Source organism: Sphingomonas caeni (genome assembly GCF_026013415.1).
Taxonomy (GTDB): domain Bacteria; phylum Pseudomonadota; class Alphaproteobacteria; order Sphingomonadales; family Sphingomonadaceae; genus Sphingomonas; species Sphingomonas caeni.
In genome coordinates this window covers 364417-388616 of the sequence record NZ_JAPDOK010000003.1, presented here as the reverse complement: position 1 = coordinate 388616, position 24200 = coordinate 364417, and the positions used below count along the sequence as shown (strand labels likewise).

Below are 24200 nucleotides of genomic sequence, written 5' to 3'. Positions count from 1 at the left end.
ATGAAAGCCGTGCTCCCCGCCCTCGCCCGCCCGCTCGTCGAGCCCCATCTCCCCGAGGGCATCGAGGCGCATTGGTTCACCTCGCCGGACGAGGCGATCGCGATGCTGCCGGGGGCGGAACTGGGCTGGCTCGACAATAACCGGCCCGCCGAATGGGCGCGCACCGTCGCCGCCGCAACCGATCTCAAATGGCTCTCGACCATCTATGCCGGGCTCGACGCGCTCGACAAAAAGCTGCTGATCTCGCGCGGTATCCGCGTCACCAACGGCAGCGGGGTCAACGCCCATACCGTCGCCGAATATGCGGTGATGGGAGCGCTGGTCGCCGCCAAGCGCTATGACGAAGTCGTCCGCGCCGCCGACCGCCACGAATGGCCGATGGACGCGCCGGGCAAGCTCGAACTCTATGAGAGCAACGTCCTGATCCTCGGCTATGGCACGATCGGCCGGCTGATCGGCGAGCGGATGCGCGGCTTCGGCGCGCACGTCACCGCCGTCACCCGCACCCGGACCGAGGGCACGATCGGCCCCGACGAGTGGCGCGGTCGCCTCGCCGAATTCGACTGGATCATGCTCGCCGCCCCGGCCACCGCCGAGACCCGCCACATGATCGGCGCGGCCGAGCTCGCCGCGATGAAGCCCACCGCCTGGATCGTGAATGTCGGCCGCGGCAGCACGATCGATCAGGACGCGCTGATTGAGGCGCTCCACAAGCGCCGGATCGGCGGCGCCTTTTGCGACACGGTCAGCCCCGAGCCGCTCCCGCCCGAGCATCCGCTCTGGACCGCGCCCAACGCGATCCACTCGATGCATTTGTCGGGCCGCAGCCAGACCAAGATGTTCCTGCGCTGCGCCCAGCTCTTCGTCGAGAATCTCAATGCCTATGTCGCCGGCCGCCCGCTCAAGAACGAAGTCGATCTCGCCGCGGGCTATTGAGGATCGCGCTCGGCATAGAGTGTGGTGCCGTCGGTGAAGATCAGCACCATGCGGTTACGGTCGATCAGCATCGCTCCGCTGAGCCAGGCGACGGGATAGACACCCTCCTCGGCGTCGCCTTGGTCGCTTTCCGGACAGAGGAGCGAAAGGACTTGTCCTTCCACCGATTGCGACTGGGCAAAGGCTGCGGAAATCTCCCGCTCCGCTACCGCAATGCCGTAGATGATCACCACATCCTCGCGAGTGTTCGGACGGCGTCCGGGCAGATTCTCACTCGCCGTCAGCCGGTCCTTGTCGAGATAGCCGACGCTTGTGCAATCGAGCGTCACCTTGGCGAGCGGTTTCGAGGCACGCGGCGTCACGAGGATACGCCGCCGGTCGATCCGGACCTTCGCGCCGTCGAAGGCATCCAGCCGCGCCAGGGATCTGGGCTCGGTCTCCTTGCCGGAAACGGCGAACCAGGCGGTCTTGCGTACCGTCCAGTCCCCCCGCAGCAGCCGCGCGGCAGGCAGATCGCGATAATAGATCTGCCCGGGGTTCGCGTCGGTCATCGCATTCTCGCCCTTGGCATCGTCCGGGCCGGCGACATAGGATGGGGGCGGCTGCTCGCCCTCCGCCGCCATCACATTGCGAATATCGGTATCGACGGCGTTGACGTCCGCCGCGAAATTGGCGTCCGCCATGAAATTGGGGGTCTCCTCCGCAGGCTTGCACCCCGCCAGCGCCACCGCGCAGCCCAGCAGCATCACCCCATGCACGCGCATCCGCCCGACTCCCGCTTGCCTCCCATCGGCCAGCGGCTATCCTGCCCGCCTGCTGAAGGAAGTCCATGCGTAACCTGTTCACCGCCGCGGCGCTTGCCGTCCTCCTCCCCGCCACCGCGCATGCGCAGGAAGCCGATCCGCGCGTCGACGACGTGGTCGAGACCTCGGACGGCTATAAATGCCGCGCGCACGAAATGCCCGAACTCAGCCTCTCGCACGATTGGCGCGGGGCCGATCGCGGCGCGATCTGGGAGGGCCGCGCGCGTGAGGCGGGCGCCGGCGACTATCGCATCCGCGTCGCCTTCCATCCGCAGGAGGACCGGCCCTCGGTTGCAGCGCCCGCGCTGCTGGGCTTCGAGTTCAACATGCCGCGCACGCCGCTGCGCGCGCCCGCCAAATCGGCGCATCTCCGCCTCGACGGCATTGCCGATGCGACCCCGCTCCAGCTCGAGGGCGACCCCACCTATCTCTCGCTCGCGGTCGCCGAGCGCCAGCGCGAGGAATTGGCCCAGCGGCTGATGGCGGTCTCGATCGTCGAGATCGACCTGGTCGATGCCTCGGGCGCGCCGCTTGGCCGCTATAGCTGGGATATCCGCCGCCTGCGCCGCTCGAACGAGGTGCTGCAGGTGATCAACTGGAGCTGCCGCTGAAAGGGACCATGATGCGCCTGATCCTCGCCGCCTTCGCGCTGACCGCGCTCGCTCTGCCCGCCCACGCTCAGCGGCTCGATACGCGCGTGCGCGAGGTCACCACCGATGCGGGGGGCACGAAGTGCCGCCTCAACGCCAATCCCGGAATGCTGCTGGTGAACGCCGCGGCGGGCGCCGAGCCCCAGGCCCTTCTGGACCAGCCTCCCATCGACGCCGTTCGCGGGTTCCATGTCCTGCTCGGCATGACGTTTCAGCCCCGCCCGGCGACACGCTTCAATTCCGGCCCCAGCGTTCTCGGACTCGAACTCATTCCCATCGGCCGCACGCGCACGCGCAAGGTCAGCCATGGCCGGCTGCTGATCGACGGTGAGGACAGCGGGGTGAAGCTGATCTTGCAGGTCAATCCCGACCGCCCCCGGGCGACCTATCTCGCCGTGCCGGAAGCGCTGCGCCTGCAAACCGCCGAACGCATCCTCCGCAGCCGCTCGGTCGATTTCGAAGTGACCGACGGCGTCGGCACGGTCACACATTACCGCTTCGACGGCCTGCGCATCGCCGATGCGGCCGAAATCCTTTCGATCATCAAGTTCAGCTGCAACACGTATCGCGCCGACTGAACGTCACATCAGCGGTCCACGCGCCTCGAAAAACGCGTCGATCGTCGCATCGTCTACCGTCACCTGCCGGTCGAGCAGCAGCACCGCGAGCCCGTGCACCAGCGCCCATGCACGCAGCGCGAACAGCCGCGCCGCGCCCTCACCGTCGCGCTCGGCCACCTCGCGCACCGCTTGCATCCGCAGCAGCGGCATCGTGTCGGGATCATCGCTGTTCCAGTCGAGGGGATTATGGTTGGGCGAATTGGCGAAGATCAGCCTGAACAGCGCCGGATTCTGTAGCGCGAAGGTGATGTAGGCCCGCCCGACCGCGTTGAAGCCCCGCTTCCCCGCCTCGGCCTGCGCGCTGCCCAGCCGGTCGAGCCCCTCGCGCGCCATCGCGCCCAGCAATGCCCCCTTGTCGGGAAAATGCCGATAGACCGCAGTCGGGCTCACCCCCACCGCGCGCGCCACCTCGCGCAGCCCCGGCGCATCCGCACCCGGTTCGGCCAGCAGCTTCAGCCCCGCCTCGATCAGCGCCGCGCGCAGGTCGCCATGATGATAGGCCCGCTTTTCCATGTTGACACTGTTACCATCAAATCGTTATGTGAACATTGTCAACTTAGGCTGGAGTCGGAAAATGGCAAGCAGCGTCGAAACCGCGATCCGGGGCGTCGTCACCAAGGGCGTGTTCATGCTCCACGACTTCAACCGCAAGCGCATGGCCAAGCCCGCAGCCGACCACCCGTTCCTCACCGGCATCCACACGCCGATGGAGGAAGAGCTGACGATCGAGGACCTCCCCGTTACCGGCGCGATCCCCATATCGCTCGACGGCCGTTATCTGCGCATCGGGCCCAATCCGGTGAATCCGGATGCGACCGGGCATCATTGGTTCATCGGCGACGGAATGGTCCATGGCCTGCGCCTCCAAGACGGCAAGGCGCTCTGGTACCGCAATCGCTGGACCCGCTCGGGCGATGTCTCGGACCAGCTCGGCGAGGCCCCCATCCCCTCCCCGCGCGGCGACCGGACCACGGTCAACACCAATGTCATGGCGATCGCGGGCCGCACCTTCGCCCTGGTCGAGGCCGGAACCGCGCCGATCGAGCTGGGCGAAACGCTCGAAAGCCTCGCCTACAACCCGTTCGACGGCACGCTGAAGGGCCCCTTCACCGCCCACCCGCATCTCGATCCCCTGACCGGCGAGCTCCACGCGATCACCTACGCCGGCAAGGAGCAGAACCGGGTCTGGCACGCCGTCGTCGATGCGAACGGCAAGGTCCGCCGCGAGGAGCCTATCGCGGTCGAACACGGCCCCTCGATCCATGACTGCGCGATCACCAGCCGCTACGTCCTCGTCTTCGATCTGCCCGTCACCTTCTCGATGCAGGCGCTGATCGCCGGCCACAATTTCCCCTATCGCTGGAACCCCAGGCATCAGGCGCGGATCGGGCTCCTGCCGCGCGCGGGCCGCGGCGAGGAGGTGATCTGGTGCGAGGTCGAGCCCTGCTACATCTTCCACGCCGCCAACGCGTACGACCTGCCCGACGGCCGCGTCGTGCTCGATGCGGTGGTGCACGAGACGATGTTTGCGGAGAGCACCCAGGGCCCGGACTCGCGCCGCATCACCTTCGAGCGCTGGACGATCGATCCTGCAGCGAAGCGCGTCGATCGCCGCGTGATCGACGACAACCCCCAGGAATTCCCCCGCCCCGACGAACGCCGCTTCGGTCAGCCTTATCGCTACGCCTACACGATGGCGCTCGACACCGCGGACCATTTCAGCGGCGCGCATCACCTGATCAAGCACGACCTCGATGCCGGCACCCGCGCGATCCACGATTTCGGCCCCGGCCATTTCCCCGGCGAGTTCGTCTTCGTCCCCGCGCATGCCGACGCCGCCGAGGACGAGGGCTGGCTGATCGGACTGGTGGTCAATTACCCCGGCGAGACGACCGACCTCGTCATCCTCGATGCGCAGCGCTTCGAGGAGGAGCCGGTCGCCAAGGTCCGCATCCCCCATCGCGTGCCGCCGGGCTTCCACGGCAACTGGGCGCCCGGCTGAAACCGGGCCGGATCACTCCGGCAGTAAGGGAATTATCGCGGGGTGGTCGATCATATCCATCGCGATCTTGATCGTCGCGACCATGTTGCGGATATTCTCTCGCTGCTGCTCGGTGATGGCGTGCTGTTCGAGCGGGCCCGGCTCGCCGTCGGATGCCAGGATCGACTGGATTTTCGCGATGCTGGGCCCCGATCCCAGCACCGCCAGCATCGCTTTCACCAGCTGGCCCGCTTCAGGTGCGGTTGCTGGGTCGCGCTCCAGCTCCTCGATCCGCGCAAGCAGTTCGTCCAGTCCACCAAGGTCTTGATCGCTCATGGTCGCCTCCCCTCAAGAGTCGGCCGGGTTCTACCCGATTCCCCGGGGTTGGCCGAAAAAGCAAATACTTAGGTAATTTGCTAAGTGTCTTGACTCGCCCGCCCCGGCCCGGATACTTATCCCCATGCCTAACCATTCCCCCATCGACGCCGCCTTCGCCGCGCTCGCCGACCCCACCCGCCGTGCGGTGGTCGAGCGGCTCGGGCGAGGCCCCGCGAGCGTCTCCACCCTCGCCGCCGATCATCCGATCGCGCTCCCCAGCTTCATGCAGCATCTCCGCCAGCTCGAAAGCGCGGGCCTTATCCGCAGCGAGAAGCAGGGCCGCGTGCGCACCTGCACGCTCTCCCCCCAAGCACTCACCGCGGTCGAGACCTGGATCATCCAGCGCCGCCGCGACTGGGAAGCGCGCCTGGGCCGCCTCGGCGCCTATCTCGATCAACTGGAGGACCCCAATGTCTGACGCACCCGCCGTCCACGACCGCTTCACGATCGAACGCACCTACCCCCACGCCCCCGCCAAGGTTTTCGCCGCCTTCGCGACCGAAGAGGGCAAGCAGCGCTGGTTCTCCGGCCCCAACGACCAATGGGATCTGATCGAGCGCGAGTTCGACTTCAGCGTCGGCGGGATCGAGACGATCGAGGGCCGGTGGAAAGGCGGGCACATGCCGGCCGGCACGGTCTCGCGGATGGACCTCGTCTATCACGACATCGTCCCCGACCGCCGCATCGTCTATTCGTACCGGATGGCAATCGACGGCAAGCCGATCTCGGTCAGCATGGCCGCAATCGAAATGGTTCCCGACAGCGCGGGCACCCGCCTCACCCTGACCGAGCATGGCATCTATCTCGATGGCTATGAGGACAAGGGCAGCCGTCACCACGGCGTAAGCTGGCAGATGGACAAGATGGGCGAGACCTTACCCGCCTAGCGCAGCCTGGACCGTCGGCGCGTTCCCACCGAGCGCCTCGCACTCCCAACGCATGTTCGCCCGCGCCTGCTGCTCCAGCGCATCGTACGCGAGTCCCCTCGCGCGCGACAGCACTCGCAGCAGCGGCGCGGCGCTCAGATGCTCCAGCACCCGCGCCCGCCCCGCGCGATACTGCGCGTCGGGATAGATGCGATACTCGTCCCGGATCGCCAGCGCATAGCGGCGATAATCGGCGCGATCCGCAGCGAGGATCGCGAGATCGAGATCGACCAGGATCTGCGCCAGCGCGTCGTCGGCCGCATGTCCCTTGGTCGCCATGATGCACGTCTCGATCGCGCGCAGCTCATCCTCGGGCCAATCGAGCAATTCGAGCGCGATATCCGCACTGCGCCGCTCATTGTCGGTCGCCGTCGCGTCATAGACGATATCGTGCAGCCAGATCGCATAGCGCAGGATGCGCGCCTCGCGCTCGCCCAGACCGGAAAAGCTGGCCGCCATCGCCTCCAGCATCGCGGTGATATGATCGCGGTTGTGATAGGCTAGCGGCGACACGGTGAAGCGCTCGACGAGCAGTGCACGGAGCGGCGGCGGCATGTCGCCGACAAGCGTGGAGACCGGCTGGGTTGTCACCCGGCTATCCTAGTGCCGCAGTCGCCCGGCGTCACGCTTCGGGACAGGCTGGGGCAGAATTTACCCCGCGCGGATAAATTTTGGGGTTGCGTCGTTTTACCCTCTCCGGGTAAGGCCCGCCCATGACGACGCTAGCAGGCTCCAAGATCCGCCGCTTCCGCGAGGAACGCTCTCTCTCCCGCGCCGCGTTCGGCGCCTGGTTCGATACGCCGGGCTCGACCGTCCAGGGCTGGGAGGAAGAGGGCAAGCGCGCCAACCCCGCGGTGGTCAACCAGATCGCCGCCAACGGCATCGCACACCATCAGGACTGGTATGTCCATGTCCGCGCCGCCGAGAACGACCTCTCCAGCTGGACCCCGGACAGCTGGAAGGCCGCCGAGGCGCGTCAGCTCCCGACTTACCCCGATCAGGAGCGGCTGGACGCCGCGACCACCACGCTCAGCAGCTTCCCCCCGCTCGTCTTCGCGGGCGAAGCGCGCAACCTCACCGCCGATCTCGCCCGCGTGGCGGAGGGCAAGGCCTTCCTCCTCCAGGGCGGCGACTGCGCCGAGAGCTTCGCCGAGTTCCACCCCAACAATATCCGCGACACCTTCCGCGTCATCCTCCAGATGGCGGTCGTCCTCACCTATGCCTCGAAGCTCCCCACGGTGAAGCTCGGCCGCATGGCGGGCCAGTTCGCCAAGCCGCGCTCGGCGGACACCGAGACGATCGGCGGCGTCGAGCTCCCCTCCTATCGCGGCGACAATATCAACGGCATCGAGTTCACCGCCGAGGACCGCATCCCCGATCCCCAGCGGATGATCCAGGGCTACAGCCAGTCCGCCGCCACCCTCAACCTGCTGCGCGCGTTCGCCAGCGGCGGCTATGCCAACCTCCACCAGGTCCATCGCTGGACCCACGACTTCATGGGCAAGAGCCCCTGGTCGAAGAAATATGCCGACGTCGCCGCCCGCATCGGCGAGGCGCTCGACTTCATGCAGGCCTGCGGGATCGACGCCGACAGCGTCCCCCAGCTCAAAGCCACCGATTTCTACACCAGCCACGAAGCGCTGCTGCTCCCCTACGAGCAAGCCCTCACCCGCCAGGACAGCCTCACCGGCGACTGGTACGATACCAGCGCGCACTTCCTTTGGATCGGCGACCGCACCCGCTTCGAGGGCAGCGCGCATGTCGAGTTCCTGCGCGGCATCGGCAACCCGATCGGGATGAAGTGCGGCCCCAGCCTCGAGCCCGACGCGCTGCTGCGCCTGCTCGACACGCTCAACCCCGGGCGCATCCCCGGCCGCATGACCCTGATCACCCGCTACGGCCACGACAAGATCGAGGCCGGCCTCCCCCGCCTCGTCCGCGCGGTCAAGCGCGAGGGGCATCCGGTGGTGTGGAGCTGCGACCCGATGCACGGCAACGTCATCAAGGCCGCCAACGGCTACAAGACCCGCCCCTTCGACCGCATCCTCGCCGAAGTCCGCGGCTTCTTCGCCGTCCACCGCGCCGAGGGCACGTACGCCGGCGGCATTCACGCCGAAATGACCGGCCAGAACGTCACCGAATGCACCGGCGGCGCGATCGACGTGACCGAGCAATCGCTGGCGGACCGGTATCACACGCACTGCGATCCGCGGCTGAACGCGGGGCAGAGCCTAGAGCTGGCGTTCTTGCTGGCGGAGATGCTGAACGAGGAGATGGCGGAGCGGCGGAAGGTGGCGGCTTAAGCCACCCCCTCCTGCCCGTTCAGAACCCCAGCCTCACCGTCGCCCGCAAGTCCCGCCCGGCGAGCGGCGCGAAGTCCTTGAGGAAGCTCGAATGCCGCCGCGCATCGACGTCGAAGATGTTGTTCGCGCTCAGCGTCAGCGAAAGCTTGCGGTTGTTCGCGAACGGCCGGATCGCGACCGAGGCGTTGACCAGCGTATAGTCCGCGGTCGGGGTCTCGAACGGGGCGATGCGGTTCTGCTCGAAGACATGCTCGGCCTCGATGCGGCCCGTGACGGTGTCCGATTGCAGCTCGAACCCGCCGAGCAGCCGCGCGGGCGGGATGCGCGGCACCGGGTTGTTGCCATTGGCCGAGGCGTGGACATAGTCGCCGAGCAGGTCGAAATTGAGCGTCGCGCTGCCGATCGTCGCGAGCCGAACCGACATGTCGCCCTCGACGCCATAATAACGCGCGTCGGTCTGGCTGAACCGGAAGCAGGGCAGATCGACCGTCCGTCCGCTCGGCGCCGCGGCGGCCTGGCACACGCTCTGCGCGACCTGGTCCTCGGAGATATAGCCGCTGAACCAGTCATAATAGGCCGATCCGTCGAAGCTGAACCCGTCCTTGTGGACATGGAGCGTGGTCTCCAGCCCCCAGGACTGTTCGAGCCCGAAATCGGGGTTGCCCAGCTCCCAGGCCTGGGTGCCGGCATGGCCGCCATTGGCGAACAGCTCGTCGGCGCTGGGCGCGCGTTCGGTGCGCGAGACATTGGCGCCGATCCGCACGCCCTCGGCGAGTTCGAGCGAGAGACCCGCCGAGCCTGAAATGGCATCGAAGCTGCGCGAGGTGGCGGGGAAGCGGAGGTCGCCGGCATCGGGCCGCGAGGTCAGCGTGCTCCGTTCGTAGCGAAGCCCGCCCTCGGCCCGCAACTTGCCCAGATCGACCTGCTGGAGGGTGAAGATACCGACCTGGCTGCTGGTGCTGCGCGGCAGGAAGGCCTCGCTGCCGACCACGTCGAAGTCACGGTGGAAATACTGGACGCCCGACGCGCCCTGCCAGCCGCCGCGATTGGCCTGGACGAATTCGAGCCGCCCCTCATAGCCCTTGTTGTAGAAGGCGGTGCCGATCGCCCCGGTGTCCTCGAGCTCGAAATGGCGATAATTGGCATAGCCGCCGCGGAAGCGGACCTTGTCGAGCAAACCGCCGCCGGTGCTCACATCGGCGCGGATATCGAAGCGGTTCTGGAGCACGTCGAGCCGCGGCGCCTCCTGTTCCTCGCCCGATGCCAGCGCATAGCGGATCGGAACGCCGTACAGGCTGTCATAGTGCGAGTAGGAGACGCCGATATTGGCGTTGTCGCTGGCATAGGCGAGGCCGACGCCGGCAGTCCAGGTTTCCGCCGCCGTGTTGGGCAGCGTGCCCTTGAGCGCGGCGGTCGCGGCGAAATCAGGGTCGTCGGGGAGCGTCGGGCCCGCCGCGGCGGCCGCCGCCTGTGCGCGCGCCGCGGGGGTCAGCGCATAGCCGCCGATGCGGAGATCTTCGGTCTTGAGGTACGAGCCATCGACATGGGCGACGAAATTGCCGCCGATCGCGGCATCGCCCGCCGCGCCGAACGAACGCTCGTTGGAGGCGGAGCCATAGGTGGCGATCGCGTCGAGCCGGTAGCCATTCTCGGGCACGCGGCGCGGGATGCGGGTGTCGATGACATTGACCACCCCGCCAATCGCCGACGAGCCGAACAGCAGCACAGCGGGTCCGCGTAGCACCTCGACCCGCTCGGCGAGCAGCGGATCGATGATCACAGCGTGATCGGCCGAGGTGCTCGACACATCGATCGCGCCGATCCCGTCAGTGAGCACGCGCACGCGCTCGCCCTGGAAACCGCGCAGGATCGGCCGCGAGGCGCTCGGGCCGAACGAGGTCGCCGAAACGCCGGGCTGGCGCGCCAGCGTCTCGCCGATGCTGGGGCGCAGATCGCGGGTCAGCGCCTCGCCCGAGACCAACGAGGTGCCCGAGAGCACGTCCTTCTCGCTCTGCTGGAGCACGCCGGTGACGACGATCTCGCTGCTATGATCCTGGCTCTGATCCTCATCGCTCGCCGTGGGGGTCGGCGAGGCGGCGGGGGTGTCGTCGGGGGCGGCCTGGGCCGCGGCGGGAAGCGCGAGCGCGAGCGTGGCCGCGCTGAGCAGGAAGAAATGACGCATGGAAACGGACTCCGGAAAAACTTTGAAAACGGGAACGGAATCCGGCGGGCGGAGCGCATGGCGCCCCTGTCGCGGTCACGATTCCGTCAGGCCTGGAGTCGGATCGGGGGTGCGCGGCTCTGCCAGGCGTGCGAGCGCCCGGTGAGCGAGAGGCCGAGAAGGAGCGTTACAGCCAGCCAGAAGCCCGCGGTCGCGGGCGCGTCGAGGCCGATCGGCGCGGGCAGCAGGACCGGGCCTGCATGGGCGAGTTCACGGCAGATCGGGCAGTTGTTCTGCGAATCGCCGGGCGTTGGCTTGCCCGGCTTTTGCGGGGCCGCACCGTCCGCCTGCGCCAGCTTGGCGAAGTCGTAATGCTGGTGCGTCTGGGTGACGATGCTCTGCGACAGGAAGGCGAACAGCACCGCCGCGAGAACGGCAAGCCAGGCCGCGCTCAGGCGGCTCGCCTGATGCGTCCCCATGCGCCTGCCGCGCACCGACCTGCTACCCAATGCCATCGATCCGGTCGATATGTTGCAATGTATCACGAATCAAGCGCGATGCGCACCAGATTGTCCCGCAATCGGCTCAGACGAACCCGAGGTTCCAGGTCGAGGCGTTGTAATTGCCGATATTGGGCAGCACCGTCGCCATGTTCCCCGCGCTCACTCCGAACCAGGTCGCCAGCGTCGACGCATATTGATCGACCGAGATGGCGGGAAGCAGCCGCCCCTGCCCCACATCGTCGGGTGTGTTGTTCCCGATCGCGGGCGGCGTGCCGTAGAAGCGCTTGCCGTTGACCGCGCCGCCCATCACGAAGTGCATCGCGCCCCAGCCATGGTCCGATCCGTCGCTGTTGGGCTGGAGCGTGCGGCCGAAATCGGATCCGGTGAAGGTCGTCACCCTGTCCGACACGCCCAGCGCGACGGTGGTGTCGTAGAAGGCGCGCATCGCATCGGCGACGAGGCCGATCTGGGTGGGGTGCTGCGCGGCGAGGCTGTCATGCATGTCGAACCCGCCGATCGAGACGAAGAACACCTGCCGCTTCGCCCCCAGTTCCTGCGACACGGCGATCAGCCGCGCGACGATGCGAAGCTGGTCGGCCAGATTGTTGCCGCTCGGGAAGAGAGTGAAGCCCGCCGCGGGGGCCCCTGCCAGCGCGGTGCTCACCTGCGTATAGGTGTCGAGCGCGCGCTTGCTCACCTTGGCGTGCTCATTCTCGAAGATGTGCGTCCGAGGCGCGCTCATCAGGCTGCGCAGCGTGCTGGCGGCGGTGCTCGATCCGAACAGGGTCGTATTATTGTTGAGCAGGGCGATCGGGCCGTTGGTGCTCACCGAATATTGGATCGCGGTGCGGCCCGACATGAAGACGGCGTTGCCCGCCGCGTTGATGCAGGTGAGCGTCGCGGTCCCGTTGCCGCTCTGCATCAGGTCGCCCAGCCGCCCGCCCCAGCCCGACGCCGCGCCCTCGGGGCTCGAGGCTTGCCAGTAAGACTGCTGGTCATTGTGGCTGAACAGCTTGGGGGGCAGCGGCGCCGATTGGGCGTTGAACTGCGCCTTGGTGGTCGGCTGGATCAGCGTGCCGACATTGAGCACCACCGCGAGCTTGCCCGCATCGAACACTGGCATCAGCGAGGCCATGGTCGGCGCGAGCGCATATTGCCGCCCGCCGGGCAGCGCCACCGACGGGCTCAGCGCGGTCGCGGCGAGCGAAGCGCGCGTATGCGCCAGCGCGGGGCGCGCGGCATTGTAGAGATCGTAGCTGGCCTGGTCATAGGGCGGCAGCGTGTTGGCATAGTCGTTGCCGCCATAGAGGAAGACGCAGACCAGCGCCTTATAGTCGGAGGCGGTCGCCGCCGCCGCCTCGCCGATCCCGGCGAGCTGGGTGACGAAGGGGGTGACGCCGCCCGCGATCCCCAAAGCGGCGGAGCGCTTGAGAAAGGCGCGGCGGGATTGATCACTGCTCATCGGCCTTCTCCCCTCACTTCAGCGTCAGATATTCGGGCGCAGCCATCGTCAGCAGGATGGCGGTATAGACCCGGTTGGAGCCGTCGCCGAACGCGACGCTGTCCACCGCCGCCTTGATCGAGGCGACGGTTGCACTGGTCAGCTGCCCCGCGGCGAGCAGGATATTGATCTCGTCGACCAGCGCCTGGCTGTCGGCCGCCAGCGCCTGCATCGTGGTATAGTTGGCGCGGAAATCGCCGATCCCGTTCGAGATCACCACCGCCATGAAGTTGATATAGGCGACGACGCTCAGCTCGTTGGTGATCTGGAATTCGGGCGCGGTCAGTCCGGCGGCCGAGATGGCGGTGTTGGGCGGGCTATAGCCGGGGCGGAAGAAGTTGAAGACCGATTGGCTGCGCCCCATCGATTCCGCCAGCCTTGTGCTGGAGCTGCTCGTGTCGCCGATCTGCCAGGTGTCGGAGGGCGAGGTCGCGCCGAACGCGCGCGCCCAGCCGGTCAGCCGCATCACCGGCTCGCGCAGCTTGCCGCTGCTGGTCGCGCTGGCGAGCGGATCGGCACGCGCCTCGGCATCCATCAGGATCGCGCGCACCACCGCCTTCATGTCGCCGCGCACGCCCGAGCCGTTGTTGGCGAACACATTGGCGACGCGGTTGATATAGGCCGCGCTCGGATTGCTCGTCACCAGCCGCTGGATCAGCTGCTTCGAGACGAAGGGCGGCACATTGGCGTGGTTGAAGATCGTATCGAGCGCGGTCTTGAGCGAATTCGCCGCGCTGGTGCCCGAGGGCACGGTGACGCCGAGGAAGCTCGACGCCCCGGTCTCATGCTGATCGTTGAAGACCAATGGCTGTTCGTAATGATCGGGCGTCGTGAAATCGAAACTGCTGAACGTCAGCCCGGTAAAGATCCGCGCCAGCCCCGAAACATCGGCCTGGGTATAGGTCTCGACCGGATTGCCGCCCGACAGCACCAGCGATCCGTCCATGTTGAGCCGGTAGAGCCCCATGGTGAAGAGCTGCATCAGCTCGCGCGCATAATTCTCGTCGGGCACCGCGCCGGTCGCCATGTTCGCCTTCCGGTTGCCGAGGAAGGTCAGATACGATGCCATCGCGGCGTTGAAGGTGATCTTCTCGATGATCGTGCGGAAATTGTCGAAGGCATTGTCGAGCAGCACATCGGCATAGGCCGCCATCGCGAACTGGACGTAATTGAGCTGAACCCCCGCAATCCCCACCACCAGCATTTCGAGCAGCGCCATGCCGACGCGCTGGCGCAGCTGATTGGTGTCGGAGATGATCTGGCGCCACATCGTGTTATCGAAGCCGCGCTCGTCATTCATATATTGCGCGTCGCGATAGCCCTTGAGGCTCAGCCAGTTCCAATGAGTGGTGGCGCGGGTCAGGCCGAACTGGTTGGTGATCCAGCCGTCATAGCCGCGTGTTATCACATCCTCGATGTCCGCCTTGGTCGCACCGAAGCTGGCCTGGGCGAGGAAGCGGCTGGCCTGGACGCGGGTGACCGCGATGGTCGGTGTCGGGGTGGGAACCGGCGCGGGCGACGGCCCGGGGGTGACGATCCCGCCGCCACCGCCGCCGCCTCCCCCCGCGTCGCAGGCAGCCAACGCCAGCGCGGGCAACATCGCGAGCATCGAAGCGCCGGAGGCGAGCGGCGGTACCGGCTCCGCGGCGGTATCGGCCTCAGGCTCCGGATTCCCGGCTTCGACTTCCTCGCTCACGGCGCCCCCCAGTCCTGTTCCGCCCTGTCCGGCGGATATTTTCCAGCCAGGATAACCGAACATCGCCGGATGACGAAATCATCAAAGCAAAGCATGAACGCTGCGTTCGCCAGCGCCCGCTCGGGCGCTTGACGGCCCGCGCCGCTACCCCTAGTAGCCCCGCTTCCGCGCATGGCCCCTTCGTCTAGCGGTCAGGACGTCGCCCTCTCACGGCGAAAACACGAGTTCGATTCTCGTAGGGGTCACCACGCTGGAAATCATCGCGGGGCGATGATTTCGCGTGGTGACAGCGGACTCGAAAACGTGCGGGGCACGTTTTCGGCCGCTGGTGACGGCAGCAAGGCTGCCGGGTGGCCTCTCCCCAAATCCAGGATCTCCTCCCCGCTGCGGCTCATCCGCGCGTTAACCCCTTCGTCATTGCCTGTTCACAAATCTGTGGATAACTTGTGGACATGGGGCAGAAGATCACTCTCGCTCAGGAACTTGACGCCCGCGCGGGCCAGGCCCGTTCGCTGGCCGAGGGCCAGGCCCTGCACGAGGCCGCGGACCGGCTCCGGCGCGTGCGCCGCTTCGGCCTGCTCGGCGGCTGGAACCGCACCCCGCTCTTCCGCAACTAGCAGTCCGGCCCCTCCCGGGGGATCACCGGGAGAGGCTGAAGCGTGGCGAGGTGAGCGTTCCTTAGAACTTCACGCCAACACCCACGGATGCGACGATGGGATCGATACTCACGTCGAGCGTCCGCACCGTGGCGCCGGACCTCAGCGTCGCGGTCGTGTCCATGTCGATATATTTGACATCGGCGTTGATGAAGAGGTTGTGGCCCACATCGATATCGACGCCCGCCTGGAGCGCGTAGCCGGCGCTGTCTTCCATATCGATCGTGGTCGCGCCGAGCGCGGTGTTGAGCGACGAAGTCGCCTTCTCCGAATAGAAAATGGTGTAGTTGACGCCCGCGCCGACATAGGGGTGCACCGCGCCGCCCGGGGCAAAATGATATTGCAGCGTGAGCGTGGGAGGCAGCACCCGGCTGCTCGCGATGCGGCCGAGTCCGGCGATGGATCCGGCGCCGTTCACATTGTGCTTGGTGGTGGCGAGGATCAACTCGGCGCCGATGTGGCGCGTGACGAAATAGGTGAAGTCGACCTCCGGCATCACGTCGTCATCGACAGTCGCCCCGCTGCCGGCGATGCCGGTCACCGCGCCGCTCTCCTCGTTCGGCGTGACCAATATGGCGCGGGCGCGCACCAGCCAGTCACCGGCCTCCCGGTCGTTCTGGGCAAAGGCGGGGGTGGCAAACAGCGCGGTGCCCGCCAGGGCGATAATCAGGGTCGTGCGCATCGAACTTGTCCTCTTGGTGTTTCGAGGGGGCCGCTCTAGGCGCCGCCCGATCGCGCGGATTTTGGTAATTCTCCGGTTGAGGAGATTACGGATTCAACCTCGGCGTTGCGCCGATGCGTGATGGCATGGCATACCGCGCTTACGAAAACCGAGGAGAGGGATCATGGCCACCGCGCTTCAGGAAAAGCCGAAGGTCACCGAGGCCGAATGGGAAGCCCGTCAGCAGCTCGCCGCCTGCTACCGCGTGTTCGCGATGCTCGGCTGGGACGAGATGATCTACAACCATATCACGCTGAAGGTGCCCGGCGAGGACAGCGCGTTCCTGATCAACCCGTTCGGGCTGCATTTCAGCGAGGTGAAGGCCTCGAACCTCGTCAAGATCGATATCGACGGCAACAAGCTCGACGATAACCCCTATCCGGTGAATCTTGCCGGCTTCGTCCAGCATTCGCTGTTCCACCGCCATCTCGAGGATGCGCATTGCATCATGCACACGCATACCACCGCGGGCATGGCGGTGGCTTCGCTCGAGGGCGGGCTCCAGCCGGTCAATTTCTACGCGTGCAACTTCATCGGCCAGATCGCCTATCATGATTTCGAGGGTGTGACGGTCCGTTCGGAGGAGGGCGAGCGGCTGATCGCCAATCTGGGCGACAAGCGCGTGATGTTCCTGCGCAACCACGGCATCCTGGCCATGGGCCGGACCTTGCCCGAGGCGTTCCTCAAGCACTGGTCGCTCCAGCGCGCGTGCGAGATCCAGATGGCGACGCTGTCGATGGGCAAGCCTTTGATGGTGCCGCCGGAGGTGATCGCGGTGCACCAGCGCGACCTCTCCAAGGTCCAGATTCCCGGCGGCGCGGGCGCGGCGGATTTCGCGGCGATGGTGCGGCTGGTCGACCGGATCGATCGGAGCTGGCGGGAGTAGTTCCCTCTCCCTCCCGGAGAAGGAAGGCGCCCGCCGCGAAGCGTTGGGAAGGATGAGGGTGACCGAACGATAGGTCGGAATGGAACGGCAAGGTTCACCCTCTTCCAAAGGGAGAGGGAATTAAGGCACCCGCCCCGCCTTGCGTCGCTGGTCCGCGCGCTCGCGATACCATTCGCGGATCATCGCCTGCGAGCAGCCCGATTGCCCGTACGATCCGATCGGCGAGCAGCTGCCCGGCAGCACCGCGCGGTTGACCTCGGTCACCGTCTCGGTCCGCCGCGTCCAGCTCTGCGCGGCGGCGCTCTCATTGGGCTGGTCGCGAAGCTCCTTGGGGATGCGGTACGGCGAATCGCCGCCCTGGGCGCAGACCACGATCTCGTCGGGGTCGGTCGATTTGGGGCATTGCTCCTCGCCATAGAGCACGACGCTCCGCACGCGCTGCGGCGGCGGGGCCCCGCCCTCCTTTTGGGCAAGGGCGGGCGTGGCGATCAGCAGCAACGGGACGGCGAACATCAATCTGGCGAACACGGTCAAACTCCTCTGCCCCCGTACAACGTCCCTGCGCTGCGCACCGTTGCGTCCCACTGTGGCCGCAATGCGGCTTGTCCGGGGATTTCCAGTCCCTAAGTGGTGCGCATGACCTGCTTCCACCGGCTCGCCGCCTTCGCCGGACTCCTGTTTCTCGCCGCCTGCGGAGCCCCCAAGGCCCGCGACGGGATCGCCGCGGCTTGCTCCAGGGTCGAATTCGAAGGCTCGGCCTTCACCGTCTGCCGCGCCCAGCCGGGCAAGCACGACCTTCTGCTCGCCGACCGCGGCGCAGACGGCAAGCCGATGCGCGATTTCGACAAGCTCGAGGCGCGGCTCGGCGAACGCTTTCCCCGCCTCGCCTTCGCGATGAACGCGGGGATGTACGATCCTGAGGGCGCGCCGATCGGCTATTATGTCGAGGACGGCGCGGTCCAGGTACCGCTCAACCGCAAGGACGGCCCCGGCAATTTCCACATGAAGCCCAATGGCGTCTTCTATGGCGACGCGGCGGGCTGGCACGTCGCCACCACCGATGATTTCGCCAAGGCCAAGCCCGATCATGTCCGCTTCGCCACCCAGTCGGGCCCGATGCTGGTGATCGCGGGCAAGCTCCACCCCGAAATCAGCGAGAACGGCACCTCGCTCCAGACCCGCAACGGCGTCGGCATCTCGGCGGACGGCTCCGCCTGGTTCGCGATCAGCGACCAACCCGTCTCGTTCGGCCGCTTCGCCCGGCTGTTCCGCGACCGGCTGGGGGCGCCCAACGCACTGTTCCTCGACGGCGCGGTGTCGCGGCTATGGGATCCGGTTGCCGCCCGCAGGGATGTAGGCGCCGACATCGGCCCGATGGTCGTGGCGCTGCAGCGGCCCTAGAGCCCGCGCGTCATCCCGGCAAAGGCCGGGCCCCGGCCGTTTCTTCGCCTAGGGGCGAACGACCTTCACATCACCTACGCCAACAATTCCCAGGGTCACGGTCCCGTGCGCCGCCTGCAGCACGTTCTGCATGGTCGCGAGATCGAAGCCCTTGAACTGGATCCCGTTCACACTCTCTATGACTGCGCCTGGCTTCAGCCCGGCCTTCTCGGCCGGCGAACCCGCGGCGATCGCCGTGATCATCGCGCCAAAGGGCGTCTGGACGAATGTGACCCCAAATCCGGTTTGAACGGGGGCTTCCGAATTCGGCGCTTCGCCGTCCCCCAATGCAGCTCGCGCACTCGACGCCTGAGGACTCGGCGGACCGGCATTTCGCGAGGGAGCCGCCCTGAGAAAACCCCGCTTCAGCAAGCCCGGGCAGGTCGCTGTGGCCGTGTCGACGCCATCCACCGAACCGATGGACAGCGAGACGACCACGTCGTTACGGATCATCAGCAGGAACCAGACGCGGCCGGTGTAGCCACCCATCCGATTCTTCGCGTTGACCCAACCGCAGGTATAATAGCCCGCCTGACGCCGCCCGATCAGGGGCTTCAGCGAGCCGCCGGTAAAATCATATGGCCATTCGATCTGCGCCGAACCCGGGTCGATCAGGCTGCCCTTGATGGCGCGCTCGCCAAGCGCGACGCCTTGCTCGAAGGAAGGCCGCGTTCCGATATCATCCGCGGTTTGCGTCGCGGCAGTCGAAAGCGCGACCGCAAGTATCAAACCAGGCATCGCCGATTCCTCCCTCGCGCCACGAAACGCAGCAGGCCGCCCGGAGTCAAGCGGCCCCCTCTCCCTTCGGGAGAGGATTTGGGTTACGCATGCCTCCATGCGCATCCTTCTCACTCTCCTCGCCCTGATCCTCACCGCTACCCCCGCCGCCGCGAAGGACTGGCCGATCAAGGAAGGCGACTTCACCCTCCACGATTTCGCCTTCAAATCGGGCGAGAAGCTCCCCGAGCTGCGGATGCATTACACCACGCTCGGCTTCCCGCACCGCGACAAGAACGGCCGGATCGACAATGCGGTGATGGTCCTCCACGGCACCGGCGGCACCGGCAAGCAGTTCCTCCAGCCCCAGTTCGCCGACGAGCTTTACGGCCCCGGCGCCCCGCTCGACATCGCCACCCATTACATCATCCTGCCCGACAATATCGGCCATGGCGGCTCCTCCAAGCCGAGCGACGGGCTGCGCATGGCCTTCCCGCATTACGATTATGACGACATGGTCGAGGCCCAGCGCCGCCTGCTGGTCGATGGGCTGGGCGTGACCAGGCTGCGGCTGATCCTCGGTACCTCGATGGGATGCATGCACGCCTTTGTCTGGGGCACGACCCACCCCGGTTTCGCCGAACGCCTCGCCCCGTTCGCGTGCCAGCCGGTCGAGATTGCCGGCCGCAACCGGCTGTGGCGCAAGCTCTCGATCGACGCGATCGAGGCCGATCCGGCCTGGGACAATGGCAACTACACCGCCCAGCCCCTGTCCGGAATGCGCACCGCGACCAGCCTGTCGATCATCGCGGGCGCGAACCCGCTGATGCTGCAGGACCACTTCCCCACCCGCGAGAAACTCGAGGCCGAACTCGCCGGCCCGATGGCTGCGCGCTTCGCGACCATGGCCGACGCGAACGACACCATCTACTGGCTCGAAGCCTCGCGGAACTACAATCCCTCGCCCTTTCTCGAGCGGATCACCGTCCCCGTCCTGTGGATCAATTCGGCCGACGATTTCATCAACCCGCCCGAACTCGGCATCGCCGAGCGCGAAGTGAAGCGCATGCCCCACGCGCGCTTCATCCTGATTCCCGCCACCACCGAAACGCGCGGGCATGGGACACACACTTGGGCCAGGTTCTGGAAAGCCGATCTGGCGCAATTGCTGGCGACGCACTAAGTGGCGCGGCCATGATCCTCGTCCTCGACAATTATGACAGCTTCACCTGGAACCTCGTCCATTACCTGATGGAGCTGGGCGCCGAAGTTCAGGTCGTCCGCAACGACGCCCTCACCGCGCGCGACGCGATCGCGAGCAACGCCCAGGCCTTCCTCATCTCGCCGGGCCCCTGCACTCCCAACGAGGCCGGGATCAGCCTCGACCTGGTCGCCGCCTGCGCCGAACTGGGCAAGCCTTTGCTCGGCGTGTGCCTCGGCCATCAGGCGATCGGCCAGCATTTCGGTGGGCAAGTGGTGCGCGGCGGGCTGATGCACGGCAAGACCTGCCCGGTTTCGCATGACGGCACCGGGCTGTTCGAGGGCCTCCCCTCGCCCTTCACCGCGACGCGCTATCACTCGCTGATCGTCGAGGAGGTGCCCGCGGACCTGATCGTCAACGCCACCGCCGAGGACGGCACCGTGATGGGCTTCCGCCACGCCACCCTCCCGATCCACGGCGTCCAGTTCCACCCCGAAAGCATCGCCACCGAACACGGCCATGCGATGCTGGCCAATTTCATGCGCCTCGCGGGGCTAGAGGCGAAGGCGCTGGCCTAACCCTTCCGCCGGAACGGATAGAGCAACTGCGCTGCATATCCCCGCGGCACGCTTTCCGGCACGCCATAGCCGCTCGGCCATTCACTCTTCGGGAAATGATAGGTCCCGAAAAGCCGGTCGAGCAGCGGAAAATGGATCGCAAAATTCTTGTCCACCGCGATGTCGTCGATTCCATGGTGCCAGTGATGAAAGCGCGGCGTGACCACGAACCGCCCCAACAGGTTGAAATCACCACGCAAATTGGCGTGGACGATCGTCGCATAGATAAACACGAACCCCACATAAGCCTGCATCACCGACGGGCTGAACCCCAGGGTCAGCAGCGGCAGCGAGGTCAGCCCGCGCAACGCCACGATCTCCACGAAATGCATCCGCGCGCCCGCCAGCCAGTCCATCGACTTCGCCGAATGGTGGACGGCGTGGAAGCCCCACAGGAAGGGGATGCGGTGAAAGGCGCGGTGGAACCAATATTGGGCGAGGTCGGTGACGATCAGCACCTCGACGAACTGGAGCAGCCAGGGCTGGCCCGCCACCGCGGCGCGAAATTCGCCGAACCCGCCCGTCGCCGCCATCACCAATGTCGACGGGCCGAGCGCGAGGAAGGTGGTCAGCTGGATCAGCATCGAACTCACCAGATAGTAGAACAGGTCCTCGCCCCATTCGGGCCGGAACAGCCGCTGGCCGCGCCGGTGCGGGAACATCCGCTCGACCGGGGCGAACATCAGCCCGATCATCACCAGATTGATCACGAAGAAATCGACGCCGAAAAAGATGCCCCAGTCGCGCGTCTCGTGCGGCTGGACATTGGCGCCCCCGAGCAGGGTCGCGGCGATCACCACCACCAGCGCCGTCGCGCCGATCGCCTTGCGCGGCCGCAGCATCAGGCTGAGCAACGCCAGCGCATAGGCCGCGATCAGCACCGCATGGACCAGCCCGCGGAACCAGGGCACCGCCCGGAGCGCCGCCAGTTCGGGCATCGAGGCGAGATCGGGCCAACGTAGCGATACCACGAGGCACAGCCCCGAAACCGCGAGCACCAGCCCGAACAGCCCCGAAAACCAGCCGCTGCCGAACCGGCGCACCTCGATCGGCGATTCGAGATCCTTTTCAAGCTGCCTCAGCCACTTGCGCATCGCGTCTTCCCCCTTTGCCCCGAGCGTCCCCAGTCGTCGCCCGCCCAGCGTGAATGTTCCGTATCCGCCCGCCTAGCGAATTAATTGAGCAGTGTATAGTTTATAATTGAGCATCGATCAATTCACCCTCCGTACCGCCCTTACCCGATGTTAAGCTCGCTCTGGCTTCCTTGCTCCGGCAAGGCGGAGCGAGGGCGATGGGCTTCCTGAATCGGTTGATGTGGCGGCTGGGCTTCCTGATCGTAATGGCGGTGACGATCCGCCTCGTCGGGGGCCTTTTCTCGCCCGCGCATCCCGTGAACCAGCCCGAGATGACCGAATGGCCGGGCAATCCGGGCATCCCGGTCTCCAGGGCGGCGATCCGGACCAGCCAGCTCGCCGCCCCGCTCGACGATCCGCTGATGCAACAGGCGCTGGCGTCGCTCCCCTTCCATGGCGATGGTCCGGGCGCCAAGATGACCTACCGTTCCGCGGAGGGTCCGGTGACGCTCACCCCCAACGATGTGGCGGAACTCAACAATCGCTATCATCGCCTCAAGGGTGACGCGCCCTAAGCAATTCTATCTCGACTCCGGCCGCCCGGAACGGGATAGCGACGCCGTGACCGTCTTCGCCCTCCTTCCCGATCCCAGTGCGCCGCTCGCGCGCGAATCCGCCGCGCAGGCCTTTGCCGATCTGCTCGACGGCGACGTGCCCGAGGCCGAGATCGAGGCCTTTCTGATCGCGCTCGCCGAACGCGGCGAGACCAGCGTCGAGATCGCCGAGGCCGCCCGCGCGATGCGCGCCCGGCTGATCCCCGTCGCCGCCCCCGCCGGCGCGATCGATGTGTGCGGCACCGGCGGCGATGGCCACCATACGCTCAACGTCTCGACCGCGGTCGCGCTGGTGGTCGCGGCCTGCGGCGTCCCCGTCGCCAAGCATGGCAACCGCGCCGCTTCGTCCAAGGCCGGTGCCGCCGACACGCTCGAGGCACTGGGCCTCGACCTCGACCGCGCCACCGCCCGGGCCGAGGCGAGCCTGAGCGATATCGGCATCGCCTTCCTGTTCGCACAGCACCATCATCCGGCGCTTGCGCGCATCGGGCCGATCCGCAGGCGCATCGGCCGCCGCACCATCTTCAACCTGATGGGTCCGCTCGCCAACCCCGCGCACGTCACCCGCCAGCTGATCGGCATCGCACGCCCCGACTATGCGCCTGTCTTTGCCGAGGCGCTGGCGCAGCTCGGCACCGAGGCCGCCGCGGTGATCGCGGGCGAGGAAGGGCTCGACGAACTCTCGACCGAGGGCGCGAGCATCGCCGTCAATGTGGGCAGCGCGAGCCTGCCCGCGCGGATCACCCCCGAGGATGCCGGTCTCCCCCGCCACCCGCTCAGCGCGATCCGCGGCGGCAACCCGCAAGAGAATGCGGTGGCGCTGCGCAAGCTGCTGCTCGGCGAGAAGGGCGCCTATCGCGACGCCGTCCTCCTCAACGCCGCCGCCGCGCTGATGGTCGCCGGCCGCGCCGCCGACCTGCGGGACGGCGCCGAGGAAGCCGCCGAGGTCCTCGACAACGGGCTTGCCAATGCGCTGCTCGACTGCTGGATCGCCTATTCATGAGTACGATGCTGGACGAAATCCTGGACCGCAAGCGCGTCGAAGTCGCCGGGCGCAAGGCCGCGACCAGCCTTGCCGACCTCAGCGCCGCCGCGCTTGCGCAAACGCCCCCGCGCGGCTTCCGCGCCGCGCTCGATGCCAAGGCCGCGACCGGCTATGGCCTGATCGCCGAGGTCAAGAAGGCCAGCCCCTCCAAGGGTCTGATCCGCGCCGATTTCGATCCCGCCGCCCATGCCCGCGCCTATCAGGCCGGCGGCGCGGCCTGTCTCTCGGTCCTCACCGACGCACCGGGTTTCCAGGGCCATGAGGATTATCTGATCGCCGCCCGCGCCGCCGTCTCGATCCCGGTCCTCCGCAAGGATTTCATGGTCGATCCCTGGCAGGTGATCGAGGCGCGCGGCATCGGCGCAGACGCGATCCTGATCATCGTCGCCGCGCTCGACGACGCCCGGATGGCCGAGATCGAGGACGCCGCGATCGGGCTCGGCATGGACGTGCTGGTCGAGGTGCACGACGCGGCGGAGCTGGACCGTGCGCTGTCGCTCAAGTCTCGCCTGATCGGCGTGAACAACCGCAATCTCAAGGACTTCACGGTCTCCTTTGACCGCACCTACGAACTGGTAGGCCGCGCGCCCGAGGGCTGCACCTTCGTCGCCGAGTCCGGCCTGACGGCGCGCGCCGATCTCGACGCCATGGCCGAACACGGCGTCCGCTGCTTCCTGATCGGCGAAGCGCTGATGCGCCAGGCGGACGTCGAAAAGGCAACGCGGGAGCTGATCGGGTGAGGGCTACACAAATCTCCCTCTCCCTTTGGGAG

Annotated in this window: 27 protein-coding genes and 1 tRNA gene; 16 read left to right on the top strand and 12 right to left on the bottom strand. The window is 66.8% G+C overall.

Going from position 1 to position 24200, the window contains the following annotated elements:
- Entirely contained in the window at window positions 1–936 is a 936-nt protein-coding gene (locus tag OF829_RS10510) for a D-2-hydroxyacid dehydrogenase (RefSeq protein ID WP_264939964.1), read from the top strand.
- On the opposite strand, the gene OF829_RS10505 is transcribed toward OF829_RS10510, so the two are convergent.
- Window positions 930–1700 (bottom strand): hypothetical protein, encoded by a 771-nt coding sequence (locus OF829_RS10505; RefSeq protein WP_264939963.1) that lies wholly within the window; start codon window positions 1698–1700, stop codon window positions 930–932. The two genes, OF829_RS10510 and OF829_RS10505, sit on opposite strands and share 7 nt — an antisense overlap.
- A 65-nt stretch (window positions 1701–1765) precedes the next feature.
- Here OF829_RS10505 and OF829_RS10500 point away from each other — a divergent pair, with 65 nt between their 5' ends.
- Both OF829_RS10500 and OF829_RS10495 read left to right on the top strand, forming a co-directional pair.
- On the top strand, window positions 1766–2350 hold the full coding sequence (locus OF829_RS10500; protein WP_264939962.1) for a hypothetical protein: 585 nt from the start codon (window positions 1766–1768) through the stop codon (window positions 2348–2350).
- 8 nt (window positions 2351–2358) lie between these two features.
- Entirely contained in the window at window positions 2359–2967 is a 609-nt protein-coding gene (locus OF829_RS10495; protein ID WP_264939961.1) for a hypothetical protein, read from the top strand.
- 3 nt (window positions 2968–2970) lie between these two features.
- Here the strand turns inward: OF829_RS10495 and OF829_RS10490 are convergent, their stop codons facing one another.
- Window positions 2971–3522: a TetR/AcrR family transcriptional regulator gene (locus OF829_RS10490; protein WP_264939960.1), complete on the bottom strand. Its 552-nt coding sequence runs from the start codon at window positions 3520–3522 to the stop codon at window positions 2971–2973.
- 61 nt (window positions 3523–3583) lie between these two features.
- Here OF829_RS10490 and OF829_RS10485 point away from each other — a divergent pair, with 61 nt between their 5' ends.
- Window positions 3584–5011, top strand: a complete 1428-nt coding sequence (locus OF829_RS10485; protein WP_319951545.1) for an 8'-apo-carotenoid 13,14-cleaving dioxygenase — start codon at window positions 3584–3586, stop codon at window positions 5009–5011.
- Between the two features lie 12 nt (window positions 5012–5023).
- On the opposite strand, the gene OF829_RS10480 is transcribed toward OF829_RS10485, so the two are convergent.
- Window positions 5024–5326 carry a hypothetical protein gene (locus OF829_RS10480; RefSeq protein ID WP_264939959.1) on the bottom strand — a complete coding sequence of 101 codons (303 nt, stop codon included), beginning with the start codon at window positions 5324–5326 and terminating at the stop codon, window positions 5024–5026.
- Between the two features lie 124 nt (window positions 5327–5450).
- Here OF829_RS10480 and OF829_RS10475 point away from each other — a divergent pair, with 124 nt between their 5' ends.
- Both OF829_RS10475 and OF829_RS10470 read left to right on the top strand, forming a co-directional pair.
- Window positions 5451–5786: an ArsR/SmtB family transcription factor gene (locus tag OF829_RS10475; protein WP_264939958.1), complete on the top strand. Its 336-nt coding sequence runs from the start codon at window positions 5451–5453 to the stop codon at window positions 5784–5786.
- The gene (locus OF829_RS10470) at window positions 5779–6255 is read left to right on the top strand and encodes an SRPBCC family protein (RefSeq protein ID WP_264939957.1); all 477 of its coding nucleotides are present in this window, start codon (window positions 5779–5781) and stop codon (window positions 6253–6255) included. Before OF829_RS10475 ends, OF829_RS10470 begins: the two co-directional genes overlap by 8 nt.
- Here OF829_RS10470 and OF829_RS10465 read toward each other — a convergent pair.
- Window positions 6244–6885, bottom strand: coding sequence for an HD domain-containing protein (locus OF829_RS10465; protein WP_264939956.1), 642 nt, complete (start codon window positions 6883–6885; stop codon window positions 6244–6246). The two genes, OF829_RS10470 and OF829_RS10465, sit on opposite strands and share 12 nt — an antisense overlap.
- A 122-nt stretch (window positions 6886–7007) precedes the next feature.
- On the opposite strand from OF829_RS10465, the gene OF829_RS10460 reads away from it, so the two are divergent.
- A complete protein-coding gene (locus tag OF829_RS10460) occupies window positions 7008–8597 on the top strand; it encodes a class II 3-deoxy-7-phosphoheptulonate synthase (RefSeq protein ID WP_264939955.1) in 1590 nt (529 codons plus the stop codon).
- Window positions 8598–8616: 19 nt separating this feature from the next.
- Here the strand turns inward: OF829_RS10460 and OF829_RS10455 are convergent, their stop codons facing one another.
- The 4 genes from OF829_RS10455 to OF829_RS10440 form a co-directional block, all read right to left on the bottom strand.
- The gene (locus OF829_RS10455) at window positions 8617–10779 is read right to left on the bottom strand and encodes a TonB-dependent receptor (RefSeq protein WP_264939954.1); all 2163 of its coding nucleotides are present in this window, start codon (window positions 10777–10779) and stop codon (window positions 8617–8619) included.
- Between the two features lie 86 nt (window positions 10780–10865).
- Complete coding sequence (locus tag OF829_RS10450) at window positions 10866–11237, bottom strand: DUF2946 family protein (protein ID WP_264939953.1); 372 nt, start codon at window positions 11235–11237, stop codon at window positions 10866–10868.
- Window positions 11238–11343: 106 nt separating this feature from the next.
- Entirely contained in the window at window positions 11344–12723 is a 1380-nt protein-coding gene (locus OF829_RS10445) for a DUF1501 domain-containing protein (RefSeq protein WP_264939952.1), read from the bottom strand.
- A 13-nt stretch (window positions 12724–12736) separates the two neighbouring features.
- Entirely contained in the window at window positions 12737–14458 is a 1722-nt protein-coding gene (locus OF829_RS10440; RefSeq protein WP_264939951.1) for a DUF1800 domain-containing protein, read from the bottom strand.
- A gap of 173 nt (window positions 14459–14631) precedes the next feature.
- On the opposite strand from OF829_RS10440, the gene OF829_RS10435 reads away from it, so the two are divergent.
- Window positions 14632–14706: transfer RNA gene (locus OF829_RS10435), tRNA-Glu, on the top strand.
- Between the two features lie 204 nt (window positions 14707–14910).
- Complete coding sequence (locus OF829_RS10430; protein ID WP_264939949.1) at window positions 14911–15075, top strand: hypothetical protein; 165 nt, start codon at window positions 14911–14913, stop codon at window positions 15073–15075.
- A 61-nt stretch (window positions 15076–15136) separates the two neighbouring features.
- On the opposite strand, the gene OF829_RS10425 is transcribed toward OF829_RS10430, so the two are convergent.
- Window positions 15137–15796, bottom strand: a complete 660-nt coding sequence (locus tag OF829_RS10425; protein ID WP_264939948.1) for an OmpW/AlkL family protein — start codon at window positions 15794–15796, stop codon at window positions 15137–15139.
- Between the two features lie 163 nt (window positions 15797–15959).
- Here OF829_RS10425 and OF829_RS10420 point away from each other — a divergent pair, with 163 nt between their 5' ends.
- Window positions 15960–16721 (top strand): class II aldolase/adducin family protein, encoded by a 762-nt coding sequence (locus OF829_RS10420; protein WP_264939947.1) that lies wholly within the window; start codon window positions 15960–15962, stop codon window positions 16719–16721.
- A gap of 120 nt (window positions 16722–16841) precedes the next feature.
- Here OF829_RS10420 and OF829_RS10415 read toward each other — a convergent pair whose 3' ends face one another.
- Window positions 16842–17249 carry a hypothetical protein gene (locus tag OF829_RS10415; RefSeq protein WP_264939946.1) on the bottom strand — a complete coding sequence of 136 codons (408 nt, stop codon included), beginning with the start codon at window positions 17247–17249 and terminating at the stop codon, window positions 16842–16844.
- 108 nt (window positions 17250–17357) lie between these two features.
- Between OF829_RS10415 and OF829_RS10410 the strand changes: the two genes are divergently transcribed.
- A complete protein-coding gene (locus tag OF829_RS10410) occupies window positions 17358–18122 on the top strand; it encodes a phosphodiester glycosidase family protein (protein ID WP_264939945.1) in 765 nt (254 codons plus the stop codon).
- 48 nt (window positions 18123–18170) lie between these two features.
- Here OF829_RS10410 and OF829_RS10405 read toward each other — a convergent pair whose 3' ends face one another.
- Window positions 18171–18899 (bottom strand): PDZ domain-containing protein, encoded by a 729-nt coding sequence (locus tag OF829_RS10405; protein WP_264939944.1) that lies wholly within the window; start codon window positions 18897–18899, stop codon window positions 18171–18173.
- Window positions 18900–18996: 97 nt separating this feature from the next.
- Between OF829_RS10405 and OF829_RS10400 the strand changes: the two genes are divergently transcribed.
- Window positions 18997–20061, top strand: a complete 1065-nt coding sequence (locus OF829_RS10400) for an alpha/beta fold hydrolase (RefSeq protein ID WP_264939943.1) — start codon at window positions 18997–18999, stop codon at window positions 20059–20061.
- 11 nt (window positions 20062–20072) lie between these two features.
- The gene (locus OF829_RS10395; protein WP_264939942.1) at window positions 20073–20657 is read left to right on the top strand and encodes an anthranilate synthase component II; all 585 of its coding nucleotides are present in this window, start codon (window positions 20073–20075) and stop codon (window positions 20655–20657) included.
- On the opposite strand, the gene OF829_RS10390 is transcribed toward OF829_RS10395, so the two are convergent.
- Window positions 20654–21790, bottom strand: a complete 1137-nt coding sequence (locus tag OF829_RS10390) for a sterol desaturase family protein (protein ID WP_264939941.1) — start codon at window positions 21788–21790, stop codon at window positions 20654–20656. The two genes, OF829_RS10395 and OF829_RS10390, sit on opposite strands and share 4 nt — an antisense overlap.
- A gap of 197 nt (window positions 21791–21987) precedes the next feature.
- Between OF829_RS10390 and OF829_RS10385 the strand changes: the two genes are divergently transcribed.
- Genes OF829_RS10385 through trpC form a run of 3 tightly spaced genes read left to right on the top strand, consistent with a single transcriptional unit; the run spans window position 21988 to window position 24168 of the window.
- Window positions 21988–22344 (top strand): hypothetical protein, encoded by a 357-nt coding sequence (locus tag OF829_RS10385; protein WP_264939940.1) that lies wholly within the window; start codon window positions 21988–21990, stop codon window positions 22342–22344.
- A gap of 46 nt (window positions 22345–22390) precedes the next feature.
- The gene (trpD, locus tag OF829_RS10380) at window positions 22391–23386 is read left to right on the top strand and encodes an anthranilate phosphoribosyltransferase (RefSeq protein ID WP_264939939.1); all 996 of its coding nucleotides are present in this window, start codon (window positions 22391–22393) and stop codon (window positions 23384–23386) included.
- On the top strand, window positions 23383–24168 hold the full coding sequence (trpC, locus tag OF829_RS10375; protein ID WP_264939938.1) for an indole-3-glycerol phosphate synthase TrpC: 786 nt from the start codon (window positions 23383–23385) through the stop codon (window positions 24166–24168). Before trpD ends, trpC begins: the two co-directional genes overlap by 4 nt.
- The last annotated feature ends 32 nt before the right edge of the window (window positions 24169–24200 follow it).

Excerpts from the sequence above, each read along its gene's own strand:
- OF829_RS10470 (WP_264939957.1), top strand. The coding sequence starts at position 5,779 with ATGTCTGACGCACCCGCCGTCCACGACCGCTTCACGATCGAACGCACC.
- OF829_RS10420 (WP_264939947.1), top strand. The coding sequence starts at position 15,960 with ATGGCCACCGCGCTTCAGGAAAAGCCGAAGGTCACCGAGGCCGAATGG.
- OF829_RS10430 (WP_264939949.1), top strand. The coding sequence starts at position 14,911 with ATGGGGCAGAAGATCACTCTCGCTCAGGAACTTGACGCCCGCGCGGGC.
- OF829_RS10475 (WP_264939958.1), top strand. The coding sequence starts at position 5,451 with ATGCCTAACCATTCCCCCATCGACGCCGCCTTCGCCGCGCTCGCCGAC.
- OF829_RS10395 (WP_264939942.1), top strand. The coding sequence starts at position 20,073 with ATGATCCTCGTCCTCGACAATTATGACAGCTTCACCTGGAACCTCGTC.
- OF829_RS10385 (WP_264939940.1), top strand. The coding sequence starts at position 21,988 with ATGGGCTTCCTGAATCGGTTGATGTGGCGGCTGGGCTTCCTGATCGTA.
- OF829_RS10495 (WP_264939961.1), top strand. The coding sequence starts at position 2,359 with ATGATGCGCCTGATCCTCGCCGCCTTCGCGCTGACCGCGCTCGCTCTG.
- OF829_RS10485 (WP_319951545.1), top strand. The coding sequence starts at position 3,584 with ATGGCAAGCAGCGTCGAAACCGCGATCCGGGGCGTCGTCACCAAGGGC.
- OF829_RS10505 (WP_264939963.1), bottom strand. The coding sequence starts at position 1,700 with ATGCGCGTGCATGGGGTGATGCTGCTGGGCTGCGCGGTGGCGCTGGCG.
- trpC (WP_264939938.1), top strand. The coding sequence starts at position 23,383 with ATGAGTACGATGCTGGACGAAATCCTGGACCGCAAGCGCGTCGAAGTC.
- OF829_RS10400 (WP_264939943.1), top strand. The coding sequence starts at position 18,997 with ATGCGCATCCTTCTCACTCTCCTCGCCCTGATCCTCACCGCTACCCCC.
- OF829_RS10500 (WP_264939962.1), top strand. The coding sequence starts at position 1,766 with ATGCGTAACCTGTTCACCGCCGCGGCGCTTGCCGTCCTCCTCCCCGCC.
- OF829_RS10460 (WP_264939955.1), top strand. The coding sequence starts at position 7,008 with ATGACGACGCTAGCAGGCTCCAAGATCCGCCGCTTCCGCGAGGAACGC.
- OF829_RS10490 (WP_264939960.1), bottom strand. The coding sequence starts at position 3,522 with ATGGAAAAGCGGGCCTATCATCATGGCGACCTGCGCGCGGCGCTGATC.
- OF829_RS10405 (WP_264939944.1), bottom strand. The coding sequence starts at position 18,899 with ATGCCTGGTTTGATACTTGCGGTCGCGCTTTCGACTGCCGCGACGCAA.
- OF829_RS10455 (WP_264939954.1), bottom strand. The coding sequence starts at position 10,779 with ATGCGTCATTTCTTCCTGCTCAGCGCGGCCACGCTCGCGCTCGCGCTT.
- OF829_RS10510 (WP_264939964.1), top strand. The coding sequence starts at position 1 with ATGAAAGCCGTGCTCCCCGCCCTCGCCCGCCCGCTCGTCGAGCCCCAT.
- OF829_RS10410 (WP_264939945.1), top strand. The coding sequence starts at position 17,358 with ATGACCTGCTTCCACCGGCTCGCCGCCTTCGCCGGACTCCTGTTTCTC.
- OF829_RS10480 (WP_264939959.1), bottom strand. The coding sequence starts at position 5,326 with ATGAGCGATCAAGACCTTGGTGGACTGGACGAACTGCTTGCGCGGATC.
- OF829_RS10450 (WP_264939953.1), bottom strand. The coding sequence starts at position 11,237 with ATGGGGACGCATCAGGCGAGCCGCCTGAGCGCGGCCTGGCTTGCCGTT.
- OF829_RS10445 (WP_264939952.1), bottom strand. The coding sequence starts at position 12,723 with ATGAGCAGTGATCAATCCCGCCGCGCCTTTCTCAAGCGCTCCGCCGCT.
- OF829_RS10425 (WP_264939948.1), bottom strand. The coding sequence starts at position 15,796 with ATGCGCACGACCCTGATTATCGCCCTGGCGGGCACCGCGCTGTTTGCC.
- OF829_RS10390 (WP_264939941.1), bottom strand. The coding sequence starts at position 21,790 with ATGCGCAAGTGGCTGAGGCAGCTTGAAAAGGATCTCGAATCGCCGATC.